The 17,888-nt window shown below is 32.7% G+C and carries 15 protein-coding genes; all 15 read left to right on the top strand.

Features of this window, described 5'->3' with window-relative positions:
* Nucleotides 1-259: 259 nt before the first annotated feature.
* The 15 genes from CUC15_RS16720 (at nucleotide 260) to CUC15_RS16650 (ending at nucleotide 17,871) form a co-directional block, all read left to right on the top strand.
* Entirely contained in the window at nucleotides 260-712 is a 453-nt protein-coding gene (locus CUC15_RS16720; RefSeq protein ID WP_114917755.1) for a serine O-acetyltransferase, read from the top strand.
* Nucleotides 713-719: 7 nt separating this feature from the next.
* Entirely contained in the window at nucleotides 720-1,913 is a 1,194-nt protein-coding gene (locus CUC15_RS16715; protein WP_114917754.1) for an O-antigen ligase family protein, read from the top strand.
* A complete protein-coding gene (locus CUC15_RS16710; protein WP_114917753.1) occupies nucleotides 1,910-3,151 on the top strand; it encodes an MATE family efflux transporter in 1,242 nt (413 codons plus the stop codon). Before CUC15_RS16715 ends, CUC15_RS16710 begins: the two co-directional genes overlap by 4 nt.
* A 44-nt stretch (nucleotides 3,152-3,195) precedes the next feature.
* Nucleotides 3,196-4,542: a phenylacetate--CoA ligase family protein gene (locus tag CUC15_RS16705; protein ID WP_114917752.1), complete on the top strand. Its 1,347-nt coding sequence runs from the start codon at nucleotides 3,196-3,198 to the stop codon at nucleotides 4,540-4,542.
* 26 nt (nucleotides 4,543-4,568) lie between these two features.
* Complete coding sequence (locus CUC15_RS16700) at nucleotides 4,569-6,683, top strand: alginate lyase family protein (RefSeq protein WP_114917751.1); 2,115 nt, start codon at nucleotides 4,569-4,571, stop codon at nucleotides 6,681-6,683.
* A gap of 5 nt (nucleotides 6,684-6,688) precedes the next feature.
* A complete protein-coding gene (locus CUC15_RS16695) occupies nucleotides 6,689-7,927 on the top strand; it encodes a glycosyltransferase family 4 protein (protein ID WP_114917750.1) in 1,239 nt (412 codons plus the stop codon).
* Complete coding sequence (locus CUC15_RS16690) at nucleotides 7,920-9,206, top strand: nucleotide sugar dehydrogenase (protein ID WP_114917749.1); 1,287 nt, start codon at nucleotides 7,920-7,922, stop codon at nucleotides 9,204-9,206. Before CUC15_RS16695 ends, CUC15_RS16690 begins: the two co-directional genes overlap by 8 nt.
* A gap of 62 nt (nucleotides 9,207-9,268) precedes the next feature.
* Nucleotides 9,269-10,381, top strand: a complete 1,113-nt coding sequence (wecB, locus tag CUC15_RS16685) for a non-hydrolyzing UDP-N-acetylglucosamine 2-epimerase (protein ID WP_114917748.1) — start codon at nucleotides 9,269-9,271, stop codon at nucleotides 10,379-10,381.
* A 102-nt stretch (nucleotides 10,382-10,483) separates the two neighbouring features.
* Nucleotides 10,484-11,095, top strand: a complete 612-nt coding sequence (locus tag CUC15_RS16680; RefSeq protein ID WP_423241386.1) for a sugar transferase — start codon at nucleotides 10,484-10,486, stop codon at nucleotides 11,093-11,095.
* The gene (locus CUC15_RS16675; RefSeq protein WP_114917747.1) at nucleotides 11,092-11,712 is read left to right on the top strand and encodes an acetyltransferase; all 621 of its coding nucleotides are present in this window, start codon (nucleotides 11,092-11,094) and stop codon (nucleotides 11,710-11,712) included. Before CUC15_RS16680 ends, CUC15_RS16675 begins: the two co-directional genes overlap by 4 nt.
* 183 nt (nucleotides 11,713-11,895) lie before the next feature.
* Nucleotides 11,896-13,044: a DegT/DnrJ/EryC1/StrS family aminotransferase gene (locus tag CUC15_RS16670; RefSeq protein WP_114917746.1), complete on the top strand. Its 1,149-nt coding sequence runs from the start codon at nucleotides 11,896-11,898 to the stop codon at nucleotides 13,042-13,044.
* Nucleotides 13,045-13,188: 144 nt separating this feature from the next.
* Nucleotides 13,189-13,755: a YdcF family protein gene (locus CUC15_RS16665; protein WP_114917745.1), complete on the top strand. Its 567-nt coding sequence runs from the start codon at nucleotides 13,189-13,191 to the stop codon at nucleotides 13,753-13,755.
* 487 nt (nucleotides 13,756-14,242) lie between these two features.
* Nucleotides 14,243-15,457 (top strand): ROK family transcriptional regulator, encoded by a 1,215-nt coding sequence (locus tag CUC15_RS16660; RefSeq protein WP_114917744.1) that lies wholly within the window; start codon nucleotides 14,243-14,245, stop codon nucleotides 15,455-15,457.
* Nucleotides 15,458-15,585: 128 nt separating this feature from the next.
* Nucleotides 15,586-16,845 (top strand): ABC transporter substrate-binding protein, encoded by a 1,260-nt coding sequence (locus CUC15_RS16655; RefSeq protein ID WP_114917743.1) that lies wholly within the window; start codon nucleotides 15,586-15,588, stop codon nucleotides 16,843-16,845.
* 81 nt (nucleotides 16,846-16,926) lie between these two features.
* The gene (locus tag CUC15_RS16650; RefSeq protein ID WP_114917742.1) at nucleotides 16,927-17,871 is read left to right on the top strand and encodes a carbohydrate ABC transporter permease; all 945 of its coding nucleotides are present in this window, start codon (nucleotides 16,927-16,929) and stop codon (nucleotides 17,869-17,871) included.
* The last annotated feature ends 17 nt before the right edge of the window (nucleotides 17,872-17,888 follow it).

The raw sequence follows: 17,888 nt of genomic DNA, 5'->3' as shown, positions 1-17,888 counted from the left end.
TCGTTTAGTATAATGTTCTATGAGGGCTTTACTGGGCATACTAAGAATCAATTCATCTGTACTACCACAGGTTGGAACAGATCACTAGACTTTTTAGTTTGATAACAGAAAGATCACTAGTTGAAAATATGAAATTGAATTCTGCTATAAAGTTGATCCATCTTGATCTCGAAAATAATACACGATAGAAATATTCAATAAAAAATGAATGGCCTTGTAAATTAAATTTTGAACTAAATAAAATAAGAGGGTGAGTTACGTGAACGCAATTAAATTTTATAGAATCGCTAACTTTTGCTATTTAAAAAAAATCCCAATCATACCTAGATTCGTAAAAAATTTGATTTTTTTACTTTTTAATTCTGTGGTACCCTATACTTGCAAAATTGGAAAAGAAAGTAAATTTGCTTATGGTGGTATTGGAGTTGTTTTACACTCAAAATCTATTATCGGGGATAGGGTAATTATTGGACAAGGTGTTACAATCGGGAAAAAACTCGAGAGAGGTCAGGCCCCTACAATAGGAGATAGGGTTTATATTGGAACAGGAAGTAAAATACTAGGAGACGTAAAAGTCGGGAACAACGTAATAATAGGTGCTAACTCAGTAGTAACTAAAGATGTTCCTAACAATGTTATTGTTGCGGGTGCCCCGGCCACGATAATTAGGAAAGTAGAACAAGATATTTATGAAATTTTAGGAGAATATTAGTATAGTTATGAAAAAAAAGAGTTTAATTTCGTTGATAATAATAATCTTTTTATTAACCCTTTATTTTTTACCAGCAGTACCGAATAGTTTATCTATATCTACTATTACTTTTTCACTTCTATACTTATTATTTTTCTTTATTAATATTAAGTATATTCCGTACATTAAGAGAAACGCAGTAAATATGATTATTACGTCTGTGTTATTATTTCTACCAGTTATTATGCTTGGTACAAGTATTTTTTACAATCAAGTAAACCCTTTTGATGCTATTAGAGGTGTAATACCTTTTGTGGTGTTGCTAATCTTTTTACCGTTTGCCCTTTACTTTATTGTTGAGGAAAATGGAGAAGAATTTGTCTATAAAATATTATTAGCTATAGGTACGATGTATAGTTTAAGAAATATATATTATTACTTAAGTACATATATAAGTGGTAAAGCAGAATTATTAAGAATTACATTACTGGATTCAAATACTACGGTCCCATTTCCATTATTTATTGCATCCTTATTAACTTGTAAGTTTATCTTTAAGAAAATAAACACATTTGAAAAAATACTATTAATTATAAATATAGCTGGATTTGCAGTAACTCAAACAAGAAGTATGATATTGAGCTATGGTCTTATAGTATTCTGTGCATTTTTATATAACTTAATCAAAAAAAATAAAATTATTAAAAATATAAAATTATCTATTCTCTTTTTATCTATAATTACTATCTTATTAATTCTAGCTAAGAAGGTTACTTTTTTAAATGTTTTATTCAATTCATTTTTCACAAGGTTTATGAATCTAACTAGCAATGATGTAAATGTACAGGAAAGATATCATGAATATCATGATGCATTTAAAGCATTTGGAGAGCATCCATTTGTAGGAGCAGGAATAGGAAATCTATTTAGTTATGCAGGAAACGGACAATATGTTAATTATATTCATAACTTTTTTCTATTTATGTTAGCAAATGTCGGATTAATTGGTAGTTTTGTTTTTTTTGGTTTACTCATTTACTTGTTTTATAAAGGATTTCAAAGTAAAGCTTTGTTAACTAATATTTTTTCTTTCGCTACGCTTTCTATTTTGGTATATAGTATGTTCTTTGCAACATTTAAACTTATACCCCATAATATTATTTTAGGTATTTTTATAGCAATAATTTTAAAAGATAATAATAAAATGAGAAGGTTACTATGATAAAAAATCTTATCCTATCACTTAGTAATAAGTTTTCGAACGTTATATTAAAACTAATTGTAACAGTTTTAATTGCTAGGAACCTTGGTCCAGATGGTTTTGGTGATTATTCACTTTTTTTAACTGTATCAGCTTCTACTACATTGATATTTTTATTTGGAACCCATAATTTTTTACTGAATAGATCTAAAAATATTATAACAATAAGAAAATATAACAATATTATTAGAAAGTATTATTTTATTATATTCATACTGATGTTCTTTATATCATTTATAGCTTTTGGTTTCTTTTACAATTTAATTAATGCTACTATTTTAGCACTTTTTTTCAGTGTACAATATTTATTTTTCGTCTATCAATACCAATTTATGGCTTTAAATTTATATAACAAACTTGTGGTTTACAATGTTATTTTCTATTTAGTTTTGATAATATGTAGTGCAGTATTTACTCCGAATAATTTTATTATATATTTACTTTTCTATTCTGCTGCTGGAATCACAGCTATAGTTTCATATAGTAATATCTTAATTCCTAGGAATCTTAAACTATCTCGAATGGATTTATTGCTCTTAAGATATCAATTTAGAATCTCAAGTAAAAACTTTTTAATAGATATCAATTCCATAATTCAGCAAAGATTAGACTTTTTTATTCTTTACTTCTTTGGTGGTAGTTATGTTGCTGGAATTTTTGCTGCTGTTAAAAATATCTCTGAATCAATTTTGTATATTCCTAAATCAATACAACCTATAATTATTCAAGAAAAAAATGACACTCAACTCTATAAATTGTTTAAAATCATTAATTTAGTTCTAGTATTTATAATGATAGTTGGAATTTTGTTTTCGCAAACTATTTTAACACTAGTATTTGGATCTAATTATGAAGATGGTAATATTATTCTTAAAATAACATTTATTATAATTTATATTTATTCATTAACTTTAATATTGTCTGCAGAATATATCAGACAAAATATTCAATCAATAGCATTAAGAAAAAGCGTTATCACAACTATTGTAATGATTATAATATTACTTATAGCATCACAATTTGATCATATTTTATTATCCATTTCTTTAGGAACACTAATATCTTACTTAGTATTATTATTATTGCTGTTTTTGAGTAGTTATATACCGTTTAATATATTTCATATAGCTATTAAGGATATAAAATATTACTATCGGGTTCTACCTAACAAATTCAAACAAAAAAATTATAAGGAGTAATAGTATCTTCAGATAATAAATAACTATTCTAAGGGGGATTTACAATGAGTATTGATGATTTATTTATGAAAACACCAACTCCAGTTCAAAATGTAATGCTATCTTTATATGGTTATATGAGAAGAAAAAAAAGATTTAACAAGTATTTTTATGATAAATTGGAGAAACTTGAAGCATCTCAATATTTTAGTGTTGAAAATATGAACAACATTAGTCTTCAGAAAATAAAGGAGATAGTTATTCATTCGTACGAAACTGTTCCATTTTATAAAAGACTTTACGATAAGAATGGAATAGATGTTTATAAGATACAAAACTTAGAAGATTTCAATAGAATCCCCACAATCAGTAAAGATGATATAAAAAATAATACAGATGACTTCATTTCATCAAAATATAATAAAAAATCGTTATTAAAGTTTACTACAAGTGGTAGTACTGGTAAGCCTTTGGCATTATTCAAACCAACGGCTTACCATCCAACTGAAAATGCCATAGTTTGGCGCCAGAGAAGATGGGCTAATGTGAATTATGATGATAACTTATTGAGTATAGCTGGTAGATCATTTGTTAAAAATAATAGTAAAGATAAATTATGGAGATATAACTACGCCGATAATCAAATGTTAGTATCTAGTTACCATATAAGCAAAAATACAATCGAAAATCTTTATAATGCTATTGTTAAATTCAGGCCACGTTATGTACAAGGTTATCCTTCTTCAATTGCATTACTTTCTAATTATCTAATTGAAAATAATCTTAAAATTAACGGAGTTAAGGCCATATTTACTTCTTCGGAAACATTATTCCCAAATCAGAGAGAAGTTATAGAGAGAGCTTTTGGAGCAAAAATATTGGATTATTATGGTAATGGTGAGAATGTTTCATCTGCTGTACAGTGTGAGTATGGAACATATCATTTGAATAACGAGTATTCATATACTGAGATTACTAAAGAAAATAGCATTATAGGAACGAATTTATACAATTATGCAATGCCGTTAATTAGGTATGAAACTGGTGACTCAGCAGAGATTAGTAAACATACTTGTGCATGTGGAAGGAACTTACCAGTTATTAAGAACTTGAATGGTAGAACGGGTACTAATTATGTTAGCACCTTAGATGGAAGGAAAATAGCCAATTTTAATAAGATAATAATAAATATTAAAAAGGCTAAAGAAATCCAAATTCACCAGAAGGAAAATTATGAATTGGTAATAAATATTGTTCCGAGAGAAGAATTTAATAAGAAAGATCGAGAGGATATAATCAATAATATAAAAGATTATCTTGGAAATGATATGTCTGTAGTTCTTAATTTCACTTCTACAATCCCAAGGTCAAAAAGCGGGAAATTTATCCCGGTAATTAGTGAGGTTAAATAGAGTATAATAATTAGGGGACTAAAATTATGAGAAATCAGTTGAAAATAATAAAAAATATGGGACTTCCCTGGACCATATTTCGAGCGAAATATGAATTGATGAAAAGAGCAGGCTTGATAAAAAAACAATTTCCACCAAGAGATTTGTCAAATTTTGACTTCTTTCAATATTTAAATGCTAATGAAATTGATAGTGAAATGTCACTTTTAGAATATCTCAAAAGCATGAAACAGAACTTTTTTTTCACAAGTAAAGATCTTGCGACTAGTACAAAAACAAAGTTAGAGCAGATACTAACTAATGAAACAATAGATAAATCTATTTATAAGGCTGATAACATTCTTAATAATAATTATTATTATTTTAGTAATCGTACTACTAGTTTTACAAAACTTGACTGGCATTATAGTCCACTTACCAAAAAAGGTTCACCAAAAGACAAACACTGGATAGAAATTTCAGACTTAAATAGCGATTTCGGAGACATAAAATTTATTTGGGAGTTATCTAGATTTTCTTTTGTATATGATTTAGTCAGAGCATACACCCTTTCGCAAGATGATAAATATGTTAGAAAATTTTGGTCTTTACTTGAAGATTGGATTGAAGAAAATCCGATGGAATATGGAGTTAACTATAAAGATGGACAAGAAATGTCATTAAGAGTGATGGCATGGTTGTTTGGGTTATTTGCTTTTTTATCTCATAAAGAGACAACTCCATTTAGAGCTACATTATTGTTAAAAGTAATATATCAACATTTAGATCATATTGATAAACATTTTAGTTTCGCTTTAAAATCAGTCAAAAATAATCACACAATTTCAGAGGCAGTAGCTTTGTACTCGGTAGGTATTTTATTCCCATTTATGAATAAAGCAAAGAAATGGAAAGAAAAAGGCAGGAAGTATTTAGAGAAAGAAGCTATGTGGCAAATATACGATGACGGTTCGTATATTCAAAATTCTATGAACTACCATAGACTTATGTTACAAGATTACACTTGGGCTATTCGATTAGGCGAGTTAAATGATGAAGTTTTCTCTGAAAAACTAATAGATAGATTAAAAAATGCTGTTATATTCCTTTATCAACATCAATTAAATTCTAATGGTAGGTTACCTAACTATGGTATGAATGATGGTGCGTTAATTCATCAATTGGCTACAAATGATTATTTAGATTATCGTCCACAGTTAAATGCTGCATGGATGTGCTTTACTAAAGAAAGACTGTATAAAAATGGCACATATGATGAAAATATTTTATGGTTATTCGGATCTGCCGCTTTCGATAATAAAGTAAGTATGTTGGATAGGAAATCAGTTGAATTTTCCAATGGCGGATATTATACCTTTAGAAATAAGAGTAGTTTTGGTATGACAAGATGCACAACATATAAACATAGGCCCGCACAGGCAGATATGCTACACTTCGATTTATGGATAAATGATATAAATATATTAGCCGATTCAGGTACTTATTCTTATAATACCAATCCGGAGTACTTATCTTATTTTATGGGAACAACTTCTCACAACACAGTTATGATTAATAATAAAGATCAAATGGAAAAAGGCAGTCGCTTTATTTGGTTAGATTGGACAAAATCAAAACTACTAAAATTTGATATTCAGGAACGGTATACTATTTTTGAGGGGGAGCATTATGGGTATAGCCCCTTAACTCACCGTAGAGGTATTTTAAATATTAGTGATCATTGGGTTATTGTAGATGATATTTTTGGTGATTTTAATGATAAATCTAATGATATTCAACTCTCTTGGTTATTTGGAATAAACTCAATCGAAAAAACCAAATCAAGTGAATGGCGTTTTGATGTAAAGGAAGATAGATATAAGATGGAAATCTTTTCTCCAAGTGATACAGATAGTATTTTATATAAAGGAAATGATTTCCCATTTAAAGGTTGGCAATCGCTATACTATGGTGTTAAGAAGGAAAAACCACATTTAGTACTCTCAAGTAAACAAAAAAAGCAAACAAGATTTATATCAGTAGTATCTAAAGTGAATTCAGATATTAGATTTGAAAATGAGAGAGTTTATATAGATAATATAAAATTGGATTTATTGCCAATTGGTAAAGACAAAGTATTTGATAACATAGAGGATGATTAACAGAGATGAAGATATTAGTTTTACATCAATATTTTCTCGGTAGAAATGACCCTGGTGGTTCAAGGTATAACCAGTTTGTGAAATACTGGGAAGATGCTGGTCATGAAATAACAGTTGTCGCTGGAACTGTTCACTATTCAACCGGGAAAAAAGAAGAGCAATATAAAGGGAAGTTTATCGTAAAAGAAAAGTACTCTGAGAATGTTACAGTATACCGTACACATGTCTCTGAAGCTTATAATAAATCATTTTTAGGTCGATTATGGGGATATTTTTCTTTTACATACTCGTCATTAATTGCTATTTTATTTAAAATAAAAAAACATGATGTAATTGTAGTTACTTCACCTCCTTTATTTGTTGGAATAACTGGGGTGCTGGCAAAGTTTTTAAAGTCGATGCCCTTAATATTTGAAGTGAGAGATTTATGGCCAGAATCTGCAATTGATACAGGAGTACTTAATAATAAAGTAATGATAGAAGCTGCATATCTCGTTGAAAAACTATCTTATAAATTTGCTAATAAAATAAATGTTTTAACCCCGGCATTTAAAACAGCATTGATTGAGAACAAGAATGTTGCCGAAGATAAGGTAACTATGATACCGAATGGAGCAGATCTTGATATTTTCAGACCGACTGAAAAACAAAACTGGTTTCGAGAAAAATATAGCTTACAAGATAAATTCATTATCACTTATATGGGGGCGCATGGGGTGGCAAATAACTTAGACTCCATTCTTAATGTTGCCAAGAAGTGTTCTTCACTTAAAGATATTGTTTTTTTATTGGTTGGGGATGGAATGGAAAAAGACCGCTTGAAGAAACGTGCAATTAAAGAAAAGATTGAGAATGTTATTTTTATTGATTCACAGCCCAAGAGCATAATACCTGATATTTGTAATGCTTCAGATATTTGTACAGCAGTATTACAAAAGAATGATACCTTTAAAACTGTGTATCCAAATAAAGTGTTTGACTATATGTCCTGTGCAAAACCAATTTTATTAGGAATAGATGGTGTTGCTAGAGAACTAGTAGAGAAAAGTGAAAGTGGATATTACGTTGATCCAAATAATTCCGAAGAATTTAAACGCTTGATTTTAAAATTATACAATGATACCGAGCATCTAAAAGAACTAGGTAAAAATGGTTATAAATATGTCACACAACATTTTAATAGGGAATCTTTAGCAAAAGACTATATTAATGAAATAGAAAGGGTTGTGAATAAAAATGTCTAAAAATTTATGTGTAGTGGGATTAGGGTACATTGGGTTACCGACAGCGGTAGTTTTTGCAGAAAATGGATGGAAGGTTACAGGGGTGGATGTTAATTCTCTAGTAGTAGATGAATTAAATAAAGGAAAAGTTATTATAGAAGAGAATGGATTAGATGAATTAGTAGCAAAAGTAGTAAATGAGAATAAATTTGTTGCAAGAATGTCACCAGTAGAATCCGATGTATTTATTGTAGCTGTTCCTACTCCACACAATGAAGATCAATCCGCAAATTTAAAGTATGTTGAAAGTGCAGTTAAGTCTATTTTACCTGTATTAAAAAAAGGAAATACAATTATTGTCGAATCAACTATACCACCAAGAACTACAAGAGATGTAGTGGCTCCTATTCTAGATGAAGCTGGTTTTGAATCTGGTGATGATGTCTATTTAGCACACTGTCCTGAACGTGTATTACCTGGAAGGATTCTTATAGAACTTTATGAGAATAACAGAATTGTAGGTGGAATTAATACTGTTTCTACTGAAAAAGCTGCCGAAGTATATCGAACTTTTGTAAAAGGAAAAGTTTTAGAAACAAGTGCAGAAAGCGCGGAAATGTCTAAATTAATGGAAAATACTTATCGTGATGTTAATATTGCGTTAGCTAACGAATTAACAAAAATCTCTGAAGGATTAAATATAGATGCCTTAGAAGTAATTTCTTTAGCAAACGAACATCCAAGGGTGAATGTTCATCAACCAGGCCCTGGAGTAGGAGGACACTGTTTAGCTGTAGATCCATACTTTATCATTGAAAAAGACCCGGATAATGCAAAATTAATTACAAATGCAAGAACAATAAATGAGTCTATGCCTGAGTTTGTTGTTAATCAAGTGAGAAAAGCTGTAGATAAATCTTCGAAAATTGCTGTGTTTGGGTTGGCTTATAAAGGAAATATTGATGATATTAGAGAAAGTCCAGCAATTAAGATTGTTAAGCAATTAATGTTTGAAGGTTTTAACACGAAGATTTATGATCCATATGTTAAACAAGAACAGGTAGATTTTGCACTTTCCACCTATGAAGAAGCATTGCAAGGTGCTGATATCTTGTTAATTCTTACTGATCATAATGAATTTAAGAATTTAAATTGGAAAGAGATAAGCAACTTAATGCGAGCAGCTAATGTATTAGATACTAAGAATTGTATTCAAAATGCGAGCGCTGAAGTAAACCATTATAATTTCGGTAATTTGTATGAGTTGGATTATGCAGATTCCAGAGAAGTACACAACTAATATGTACACTTAACTGATTTTGTGTTTCGTTAAGAAGATAACGGAGAAAGCGAAGTGATAAAATGAGCAAACGCATTAAAGTAATGACTATTTTTGGAACAAGACCAGAAGCAATTAAAATGGCGCCACTTGTTTTAGAACTAAACAAACGATCAGACGAATTTGAGTCGATTGTAACGGTAACTGCACAGCATCGAGAAATGCTTGATCAAGTACTTGATATCTTCAGCATAACACCTGACTATGATTTAAATATCATGAAGAAGCAACAAACGTTAGCACAAATCACGACCCGTGCTTTAGAAGGTCTTGATGAAGTGATGAAAAAGGTTCAACCGGATATCGTGTTAGTACATGGTGATACGAGTACGACTTTTGCAGGCTCACTTGCAGCATATTATAACCAAATTGCAGTCGGTCACGTGGAAGCTGGACTTCGTACTTGGAATAAGTACTCTCCGTTTCCGGAAGAAATGAACCGCCAACTTACAGGTGTAATGGCTGATTTACACTTCTCACCGACAGAGAAATCGAAGCAAAATCTGTTGGATGAAAATAAACCAGCAGACCGTATTTATGTAACTGGAAATACGGCAATTGATGCGTTGAAAACAACAGTTCATAAGGATTATTCAAGTCCAATTATTGATGCACTCGGTGATAAGCGACTCGTATTAATGACTGCACATCGACGTGAAAATCTTGGCAGCAACATGCAGCAGATGTTTCGTGCAATTAAACGATTAGTGGAAAAACATGATGACATCCAAGTTGTCTATCCAGTCCACTTAAATCCAGTTGTCCAAGAAACAGCGAATGAAATTTTGGGAAACGATGATCGAATTCAATTAATTAATCCACTTGATGTTGTTGACTTCCATAATTTTGCTGCACATGCATACTTAATTTTAACGGATTCTGGTGGCGTGCAAGAAGAGGCTCCATCTCTAGGGGTCCCAGTGCTTGTACTTCGTGATACAACAGAACGACCAGAAGGAATTGAAGCAGGCACATTGAAGTTAGTTGGAACAGACGAGGATACAATCTTCAATGTTGCGAATGAACTACTTTCAGACAAAGCAGCACATGATAAAATGGCAAAAGCATCCAATCCATACGGCGATGGTGAAGCATCTAGAAGAATTGCAGATGCGATTGTAAAATATATGGTTTAGATGAAGATGAAGTTAGACCTACATAATTATAAGTGTAGGTCTAGTATCTCCAATTTCAGGTTGAATGGAAATAAATATATTTTTGTTAGGTAGGTGATTAAAATAAAGAGATTTTTCGATTTTATAGTTGCGTTGGTAGCAATAGTACTTCTATCAGTATTTATAATAATAACCGCAATTATAGTTCGATTAAAACTGGGTTCACCAGTACTATTTAAACAAGAACGTCCAGGAATACAAGGTAACCCCTTTTACGTTTATAAATTTAGAACTATGACGGATGAACGCGATGAAAAAGGAGAGCTTTTACCAGATAATATACGTTTAACAAAAGTTGGTAAATTTATACGTAAATTTAGTTTAGATGAACTTCCTCAGCTTTTTAATGTACTGAAGGGTGATATTAGTTTAGTTGGTCCTCGCCCATTATTGATGGAATACTTACCTTTATACACATCCGAACAATCCCGCCGACATGAAGTAAGACCTGGAATTACTGGATGGGCACAGGTGAATGGAAGAAATGCAATCAGTTGGGAAGAAAAGTTTAAATTAGATGTATGGTATGTTGATAATCAGTCGTTTTGGTTAGACATTAAAATACTGTTTTTAACCGTTGTTAAAGTATTTAAATCAGAAGGTATCAATCAAGATGGACAAGCTACGATTGAGAAGTTTAAAGGTTCTGATCAAAAGAAGGTGTCTAATAAGTGACTAAATTAGTTCTAATTGGTGCTGGCGGGCATAGCAAGGTGATTCAAGATATAGTTGCTGAAAATAGAGATATAGAGCTATATGCAATAGTTGATGATGCTTTTACTAAAACTGTTAAAAAAGAAGGTATTATCCAGGGCAATACTAGCTTACTAGATACATTACAGAAAGAAGAATTTCAATACTGTTTAGCTATTGGTAATAACAGGATTCGTAAAAAGCTATTTGAAAAGTTTTGCATTCCAATTGAACAATATGCAACATTGATTCATTCTAGCGCTGTTATTAGTAAGTCAGCTGTAGTAGGAAATGGAACTGTTATTATGCCCAATGTAGTAGTAAATGGAGACTCTGTAATTGGAAACCATTCTATTCTCAATACAGGGTCTGTTGTTGAACACGACAATGTATTGGGTAATTATGTTCATCTTTCTCCAAATGCAACTTTGGCGGGAACTGTTAGTATATACGAGGGAACTCATATAGGTGCAGGTGCAGTTGTTATTCCTGGAATGCATATTGGCAGGTGGAGTGTTATAGGTGCAGGTGGAGTTGTTGTTGCTGATGTCGAAGATAATGTAACAGTGGTCGGAGTGCCAGCAAGGAAATTAAAATGAACTAATTCCGAGAAATTGGTTCTTTTTGTTTTTACAAAATATTTTGGAGTTAAGAATGTTCTTATTAATAAAAAGGTATAAAAATAAATTTACAATATTATATTTTAGTTTCTTATATAATAGTAAAGGAATAGTGATATATAGAATTCCGATATTAAAATTAATGAAGAGAGCTGAGTATTAATGCAAAATCAAAAAAAAATCTTCCTCTCATCCCCACATATGAGTGGAAACGAACAGAAATACATTCAAGAAGCATTCGATTTAAATTGGATTGCACCACTAGGTAATAATGTCGATGGTTTAGAACGTGATTTAGCGGAATATAATGAAGTTAACGATGCTGCTGTGGTTGTATCTGGCACATCAGCAATTCATCTAGCTTTAAGACTTTTAAACGTTGGATTAGATGACACAGTATTTTGTTCGTCTCTAACGTTTGTAGCTAGTGCAAATCCGATTTTATATCAAGGCGCAACACCTGTATTAATTGATTCAGAGATGGACACATGGAATATGTCGCCAGTTGCACTGGAACGAGCGCTAAATGAAGCAAAGCAAAATGGTAATCTACCAAAAGCTGTAATTGTTGTTAATTTATATGGGCAAAGTGCGAAAATGGATGAACTTATTGCAATCTGTGATAATCATGGTGTAAATGTAATTGAAGATGCAGCTGAATCATTAGGAAGTACTTATAAAGGTAGAAAAAGTGGTACATTTGGAAAATATGGTGTATTTTCATTTAACGGTAACAAAATCATCACTACTTCTGGTGGTGGTGCACTTGTATCAAATGATGAAGAAGCATTAAAGAAAGCAAGATTCTTAGCTACACAGGCTCGTGATCAAGCAGTACACTATCAACATAGTGATGTTGGTTATAACTATCGAATGAGCAATATTGTTGCTGGTATCGGCCGTGGGCAAATGGAGGTATTGGATGAACGTGTTTTACAAAAACGTGCTGTTTTTGAACGCTATAATAAAGCATTCTGTAATATAGAAGGAATTGAATTTCAGCCAGAGTTAGAGGGTACAATGTCAAATCGTTGGTTAACTGCTCTTACAATAGACCCTAAAGTGACAGGCATTTCTCGCCATGAAATTATTGAGAAACTTGCGGAAGAAAATATTGAAGCACGTCCTGTTTGGAAACCAATGCATTTACAGCCACTTTTTGAGGGTGTGAAATACTATCCACATGAAGAGGGAAACAGTGTATCAGATTATTTATTTGAATATGGTCTCTGTTTGCCAAGTGGAACGAATATGAGTGTGGAAGAGCAGGAAAAGGTTATTGAAGTTTTAAAGGAACTTTTAAAAATATAATTTTTTCATAAAAATAAAATGGCTGTTGGAACTAATGTGCATTAAAATGCCACTAGAACTGGCAGCATTATTTTTTTGCAAATTTTTTATCTAGGGAAATTATCAAACTGTCAAAATCGTAATATTGTAGGCTGGTGTAACTGTATGAAATTAATAAAAAGAGTAATCTCCATAGTATTGTTACTATTAACGTGCTTATACCTGATTTTAATTTTGGGTAGGGAATTTTTAATCGTTAATGAAAAGCCAAAGAAAGTAGATGCTATTATTGTACTAAGTGGAGGCCCGGGTAGATTGGAAAAGGCAGTAGAACTTTTTAAAGGTGGATATGCAGAATATATGATGCTTTCCAATTCCAATGTTCAAGGAACTTCAGTGCAAGAAGCGGTTGAGATGGGAATACCTAAAAATAGAATAATTACTGAGGACTACGCAACGAGTACATACACAAATGCTCTCTATACAAAAGAAGAAATGGAGAAAAATAATCTAAAATCGGCAATCGTTGTGTCATCCGATTTTCATATGAGAAGATCCAAGCTAGTTTTTCAAAGATTATATAAGGACACAGGAATTGAACTTACTTATATTGCTTCACCATATTTAGAAAGAACATGGTTAACGGAGAAAAGTGAAAGAGAAATTGTCTTTAGAGAATGGACAAAGTTGATTGGGTATTGGTTGCATATGTACAAGTTTACCGAAGAATAGAAAGACTTAATAATGGATAATTTATAAGTAGATTAGTATGTTAGATTGATATAAATAAATATTATCTAGGCAATAAATGAACGGTAACTTACAAATAGCGGCAACAATATGTAATAGTAAGACAGTTTAAACTTTAATTACAAAATATTTTTAAAAAATACAGGTAGATAATTTCTACCTGTATTTTACTCTTTAGTATACTAATTTACCCCTGCATTGTTGGCTAAGAAAAAATATTAAAGAAAGTTCACTATTTTGTTAAAGGGTATTTACAAAACAGAATTATTAAACTATTATACTTATTAAGACGATTAGAAAAAGTTAAAATATATAATCTGATCTTTCTGAACAATAATAGTGTATTTACATAAATAATTGTCTGATTTTATTAAATGAAGTCGATTTTCTTTTGCAACTAGGAATTATTGACCAAACTTAATAAACCCACTGGAGAAAGAAAGTGAAAGAATGATAAGGGGCTCACATGATGCAAAAACAAAGAACCGGAGATTTAAAGTTTATTCAGGAATTAAATCGTTCCATTATTTTAGATACAATCCGAAAAAAAGGACCGATTTCCAGAAGTGAAATAGCAAAATTAATAAATATCAGCCCGACAACAGTAACTTCCGCTGTTTCAGAAATAATCAGCGAAGGTCTAGTTTACGAGTATGGTGTAGGAACATCAAGCGGTGGAAGAAAACCTGTCTTGCTCCGGTTCAATCCAGATAACCATTCAATTATTGGTGTATCTATAACAAACTCTTACATCAGAATTGCTGACATGAATCTGGAAGGGAAGATTTTGAAAAAGGTAGTCCATCCTACCAATCAGCTGAAAGGTCAGGAATTCATTCAATTCATTCTTGAAGTCGTGGAACAATTCCTGATGCAAAAAGCCGATTTAGAGTATTGCCAGGGAATTTCCATTATCTCACCAGGTATTGTGGATGCTGAAAATGGCGTGATCTCGTATAATACGAAGCTGAATCTCTATGGGGTTCCTTTAAAGAAATTAGTAGAGGAGAGAACAAATCTGCCGACATTCTTAGATAATGATGCGAATGCATTCGTTTTGGCAGAAAATTACTTCGGTCTATTCAGCAAATATAAAGATCTCCTTTATGTAACGATTGGTGAAGGTGTGGGTTCTGGAATGATGGTGAATGGCTCCATTTATCGCGGTTTCCTTGGCAGCTCTGGGGAGATAGGGCATACAACAGTAATAGATGGAGGAGTAAAATGCAGCTGTGGAAATCGGGGCTGTCTGGAGAATTACGTCAATTGGCCTGCAATCTATTCCAGAATTGTAACCGCTATCATGACGCAGAACAGGGATACCGTTATCAGAGAAATGGTGTCAGGGGACTTGAACAGAATAAAGCCGGATATCTTCGTTGAGGCTGTCAATCGGCAGGATGGTTTAGCACTGGAAATCATGGAAGATATTTTGAATTATTTATCGATTGCTATTACAAATACGATTCACTTCTTTAATCCCGAAGTAATTATTTTGAGTGGAGAGATTATCCAAGACAATCCTTTATTTCTGGAAGCTATTCATGCACAAGTAGTGCGTAAAGTGATAGTCCCTCTTAAGGATCAAGTTAATATTCAGAGTACATCACTTGGTTCTGAGTTCGAATTGCTTGGTGCTGCGGCAGTGATACTTCATGGTAAGTTCAAGTTTCAGATGATGTAGCATAATGAAAAATGATTAGGAGGTGATGTGGATAATTAAAAGAATAGCAACAATCCAGGAAGATGAAGTTAGAAGCACATCACAGAACTTACTGAAGAATAAAATCCAACATTTATCAGGAGGTAATTATGAAGAAATTAGTATTAGGTGTGTTTATTGTAATGCTGGCAGTTTTCCTGGCAGCGTGCAGCAGCAGTAGTTCAGGTTCTAATAAACAAGTGTTGGAAGTTGCACTTTGGGATGAAAACGTAAAGGACACAGTGAACGCTTCTATTGAAGCATTTAATGAGAAGCATCCAGATGTTGAAGTCAAAGTAACGTATACTCCGTATGCTAACTATTGGACAAAATTGAAGACTAGTATCGGCGGGAGCAGTGGTCCTGACGTATTTTGGATGAACGGCCCGAATTTTTACAAATACTCCACTGACGGGTTAATTAAAAACTTAGAACCACTCATCAAAGAAGATGATGAATTTAATAAAGATGCTTATGTTCCAGCTGTAGTAGATCTTTATTCAATGGAAGACGAACTGTATGCAGCACCTTATTTCACAGATTCTGTCGGTCTGTATTACAACAAGCAATTATTTGACGATGCAGGTGTAGATTATCCTGATGAGTCATGGACTTGGGAAGATATTGAAACCGAGGGTGAAAAACTGGTGAATAAGGATGAAGGTGTCTTCGGCTATGCTGCACATACAACGGTAAACCAACAAGGATATTATAACTTAATCCATCAAGCTGGTGGTTATGTTATCAGTGAAGACAGAACGAAATCAGGCTTCGATTCTCCTGAGTCAAAAGAAGCCTTTGCATTTCTTAAGAATTTAATTGATAAGGGAATCTCTCCTTCTACACAGAATCAGATTGAAACAGAATCCAAGCAGTTGTTTATGTCTAACAAGCTAGCGATGATTCCGTTAGTTTCCGTTAATACTCCAGAACTCCACGAAGCTTTAGGAGACAAATTAGGAGTTGCTCCATTGCCGAAAGGAAAACAGGCAGCTTCCATTGTACATGGAATTGGCTGGGCAATGAACGACAAAGTAGAAGATGAAGAGTTGGCTTGGGACTTAATAAAGAGTCTTACAAGTGAACAAGCAAATAAAGATATTGCGGAGTCAGGATTTTCTATACCTGCAATGCAAAGCACTGGTGACATCTGGCTAAACTCTGTTCCATCAGTAGATCTGCAAGTATTTCTTGATGCACAGGAAAATGGCGGTGCAGCATATCCAATCTCAGAACGTACGACAGAATGGCAGGACATTGAAACAAAAGAAATCCAGCAGGCATTCCTGGAAGGCACTTCGATTGATGAAGCGTTGGACCGAATTGCAGAAGGTATGAACAAGATTTTAGAAGAAGAGAACAATGACTGATAATTTGTTGTGAAATGCTCCTTCCCTTTAATTTAATAAAGGGAAGAGCACTTCATATTGTTTATGAAAGGAGAGGTAAACATGAGTACTGCATCCGTTTTGAAGAAAAGCAAGAGTAATGCTGCAGTGAAAAATAAAAGGAAAAAGCGGTTCAACCGTGAAGCATTCTGGGCCTACTTGTTCATTTTGCCAACATTATTAGGACTCGCTGTATTCTATATGTTTCCTGCAGTAGCATCCTTTCTTTTATCATTTACAAGATGGGACGGACTAACTGCACCTACATATGTCGGATTAGAAAATGTCATCACATTGTTTCAAGACTCATCATTTATCCGTGCAATAGTCAACACCCTAATCTTCACTGCAGTATCTGTTCCTTTGTCAGCTGCTTTTGCGACAGTCATCGCGATAATGCTGAATCAAAAAATTAAAGGGATGGTCTTTTATAGAACATTATATTTCCTGCCAGTTGTTACGATGCCAGTCGCTGTGGGGATGGTTTGGAAATGGCTTTACAATACAGATTACGGCTTGATCAATTATGTTTTGGGGATTTTTAATCTACCTCAGCCTTCCTGGTTGTTTGATCCAAATATTGCGTTGTTCTCCGTAATCCTAGTATATGTCTGGATGACTGTCGGAAATAATGTCATCCTGATTCTTGCTGGTCTTCAAGGTGTTTCAAAAACATACTATGAAGCCGCAGAAATTGATGGTGCATCAAAGATAAGACAATTTTTCAGCATTACATTGCCATTGATTACACCAACATTATTCTTCGTCTTCATCACTGGAATGATTAGTTCGCTTCAGGTGTTTGACCTTATTTTTATCATGATTGGGGATAGTACTGCCCTGTTGGAACCATTGCGAACAGTTGTATATGCCGTTTACGAGTATGGATTTGAATACTCACAAATGGGGATAGCATCTGCTCAGGCATTCTTATTGTTCATTGCAATATTAGCAATTACCATCATTCAGTTTGTTTTCCAGAAGAAGTGGGTTCATTATGATGGTTAAAATGGAGAGTGATCAAA

It is taken from the genome of Oceanobacillus zhaokaii, assembly GCF_003352005.1.
Lineage (GTDB): Bacteria > Bacillota > Bacilli > Bacillales > Amphibacillaceae > Oceanobacillus > Oceanobacillus zhaokaii.
The sequence above is the reverse complement of the archived record's forward strand: the minus strand, read 5'-3'. Positions and strand labels throughout refer to the sequence as shown.

Bases quoted from the DNA above. Each gene is read 5' to 3' on its own strand.
- CUC15_RS16710 (WP_114917753.1), top strand. From the start codon at position 1,910: ATGATAAAAAATCTTATCCTATCACTTAGTAATAAGTTTTCGAACGTT.
- CUC15_RS16690 (WP_114917749.1), top strand. From the start codon at position 7,920: ATGTCTAAAAATTTATGTGTAGTGGGATTAGGGTACATTGGGTTACCG.
- wecB (WP_114917748.1), top strand. From the start codon at position 9,269: ATGAGCAAACGCATTAAAGTAATGACTATTTTTGGAACAAGACCAGAA.
- CUC15_RS16715 (WP_114917754.1), top strand. From the start codon at position 720: ATGAAAAAAAAGAGTTTAATTTCGTTGATAATAATAATCTTTTTATTA.
- CUC15_RS16650 (WP_114917742.1), top strand. From the start codon at position 16,927: ATGAGTACTGCATCCGTTTTGAAGAAAAGCAAGAGTAATGCTGCAGTG.
- CUC15_RS16655 (WP_114917743.1), top strand. From the start codon at position 15,586: ATGAAGAAATTAGTATTAGGTGTGTTTATTGTAATGCTGGCAGTTTTC.
- CUC15_RS16660 (WP_114917744.1), top strand. From the start codon at position 14,243: ATGCAAAAACAAAGAACCGGAGATTTAAAGTTTATTCAGGAATTAAAT.
- CUC15_RS16700 (WP_114917751.1), top strand. From the start codon at position 4,569: ATGAGAAATCAGTTGAAAATAATAAAAAATATGGGACTTCCCTGGACC.
- CUC15_RS16665 (WP_114917745.1), top strand. From the start codon at position 13,189: ATGAAATTAATAAAAAGAGTAATCTCCATAGTATTGTTACTATTAACG.
- CUC15_RS16705 (WP_114917752.1), top strand. From the start codon at position 3,196: ATGAGTATTGATGATTTATTTATGAAAACACCAACTCCAGTTCAAAAT.
- CUC15_RS16670 (WP_114917746.1), top strand. From the start codon at position 11,896: ATGCAAAATCAAAAAAAAATCTTCCTCTCATCCCCACATATGAGTGGA.
- CUC15_RS16695 (WP_114917750.1), top strand. From the start codon at position 6,689: ATGAAGATATTAGTTTTACATCAATATTTTCTCGGTAGAAATGACCCT.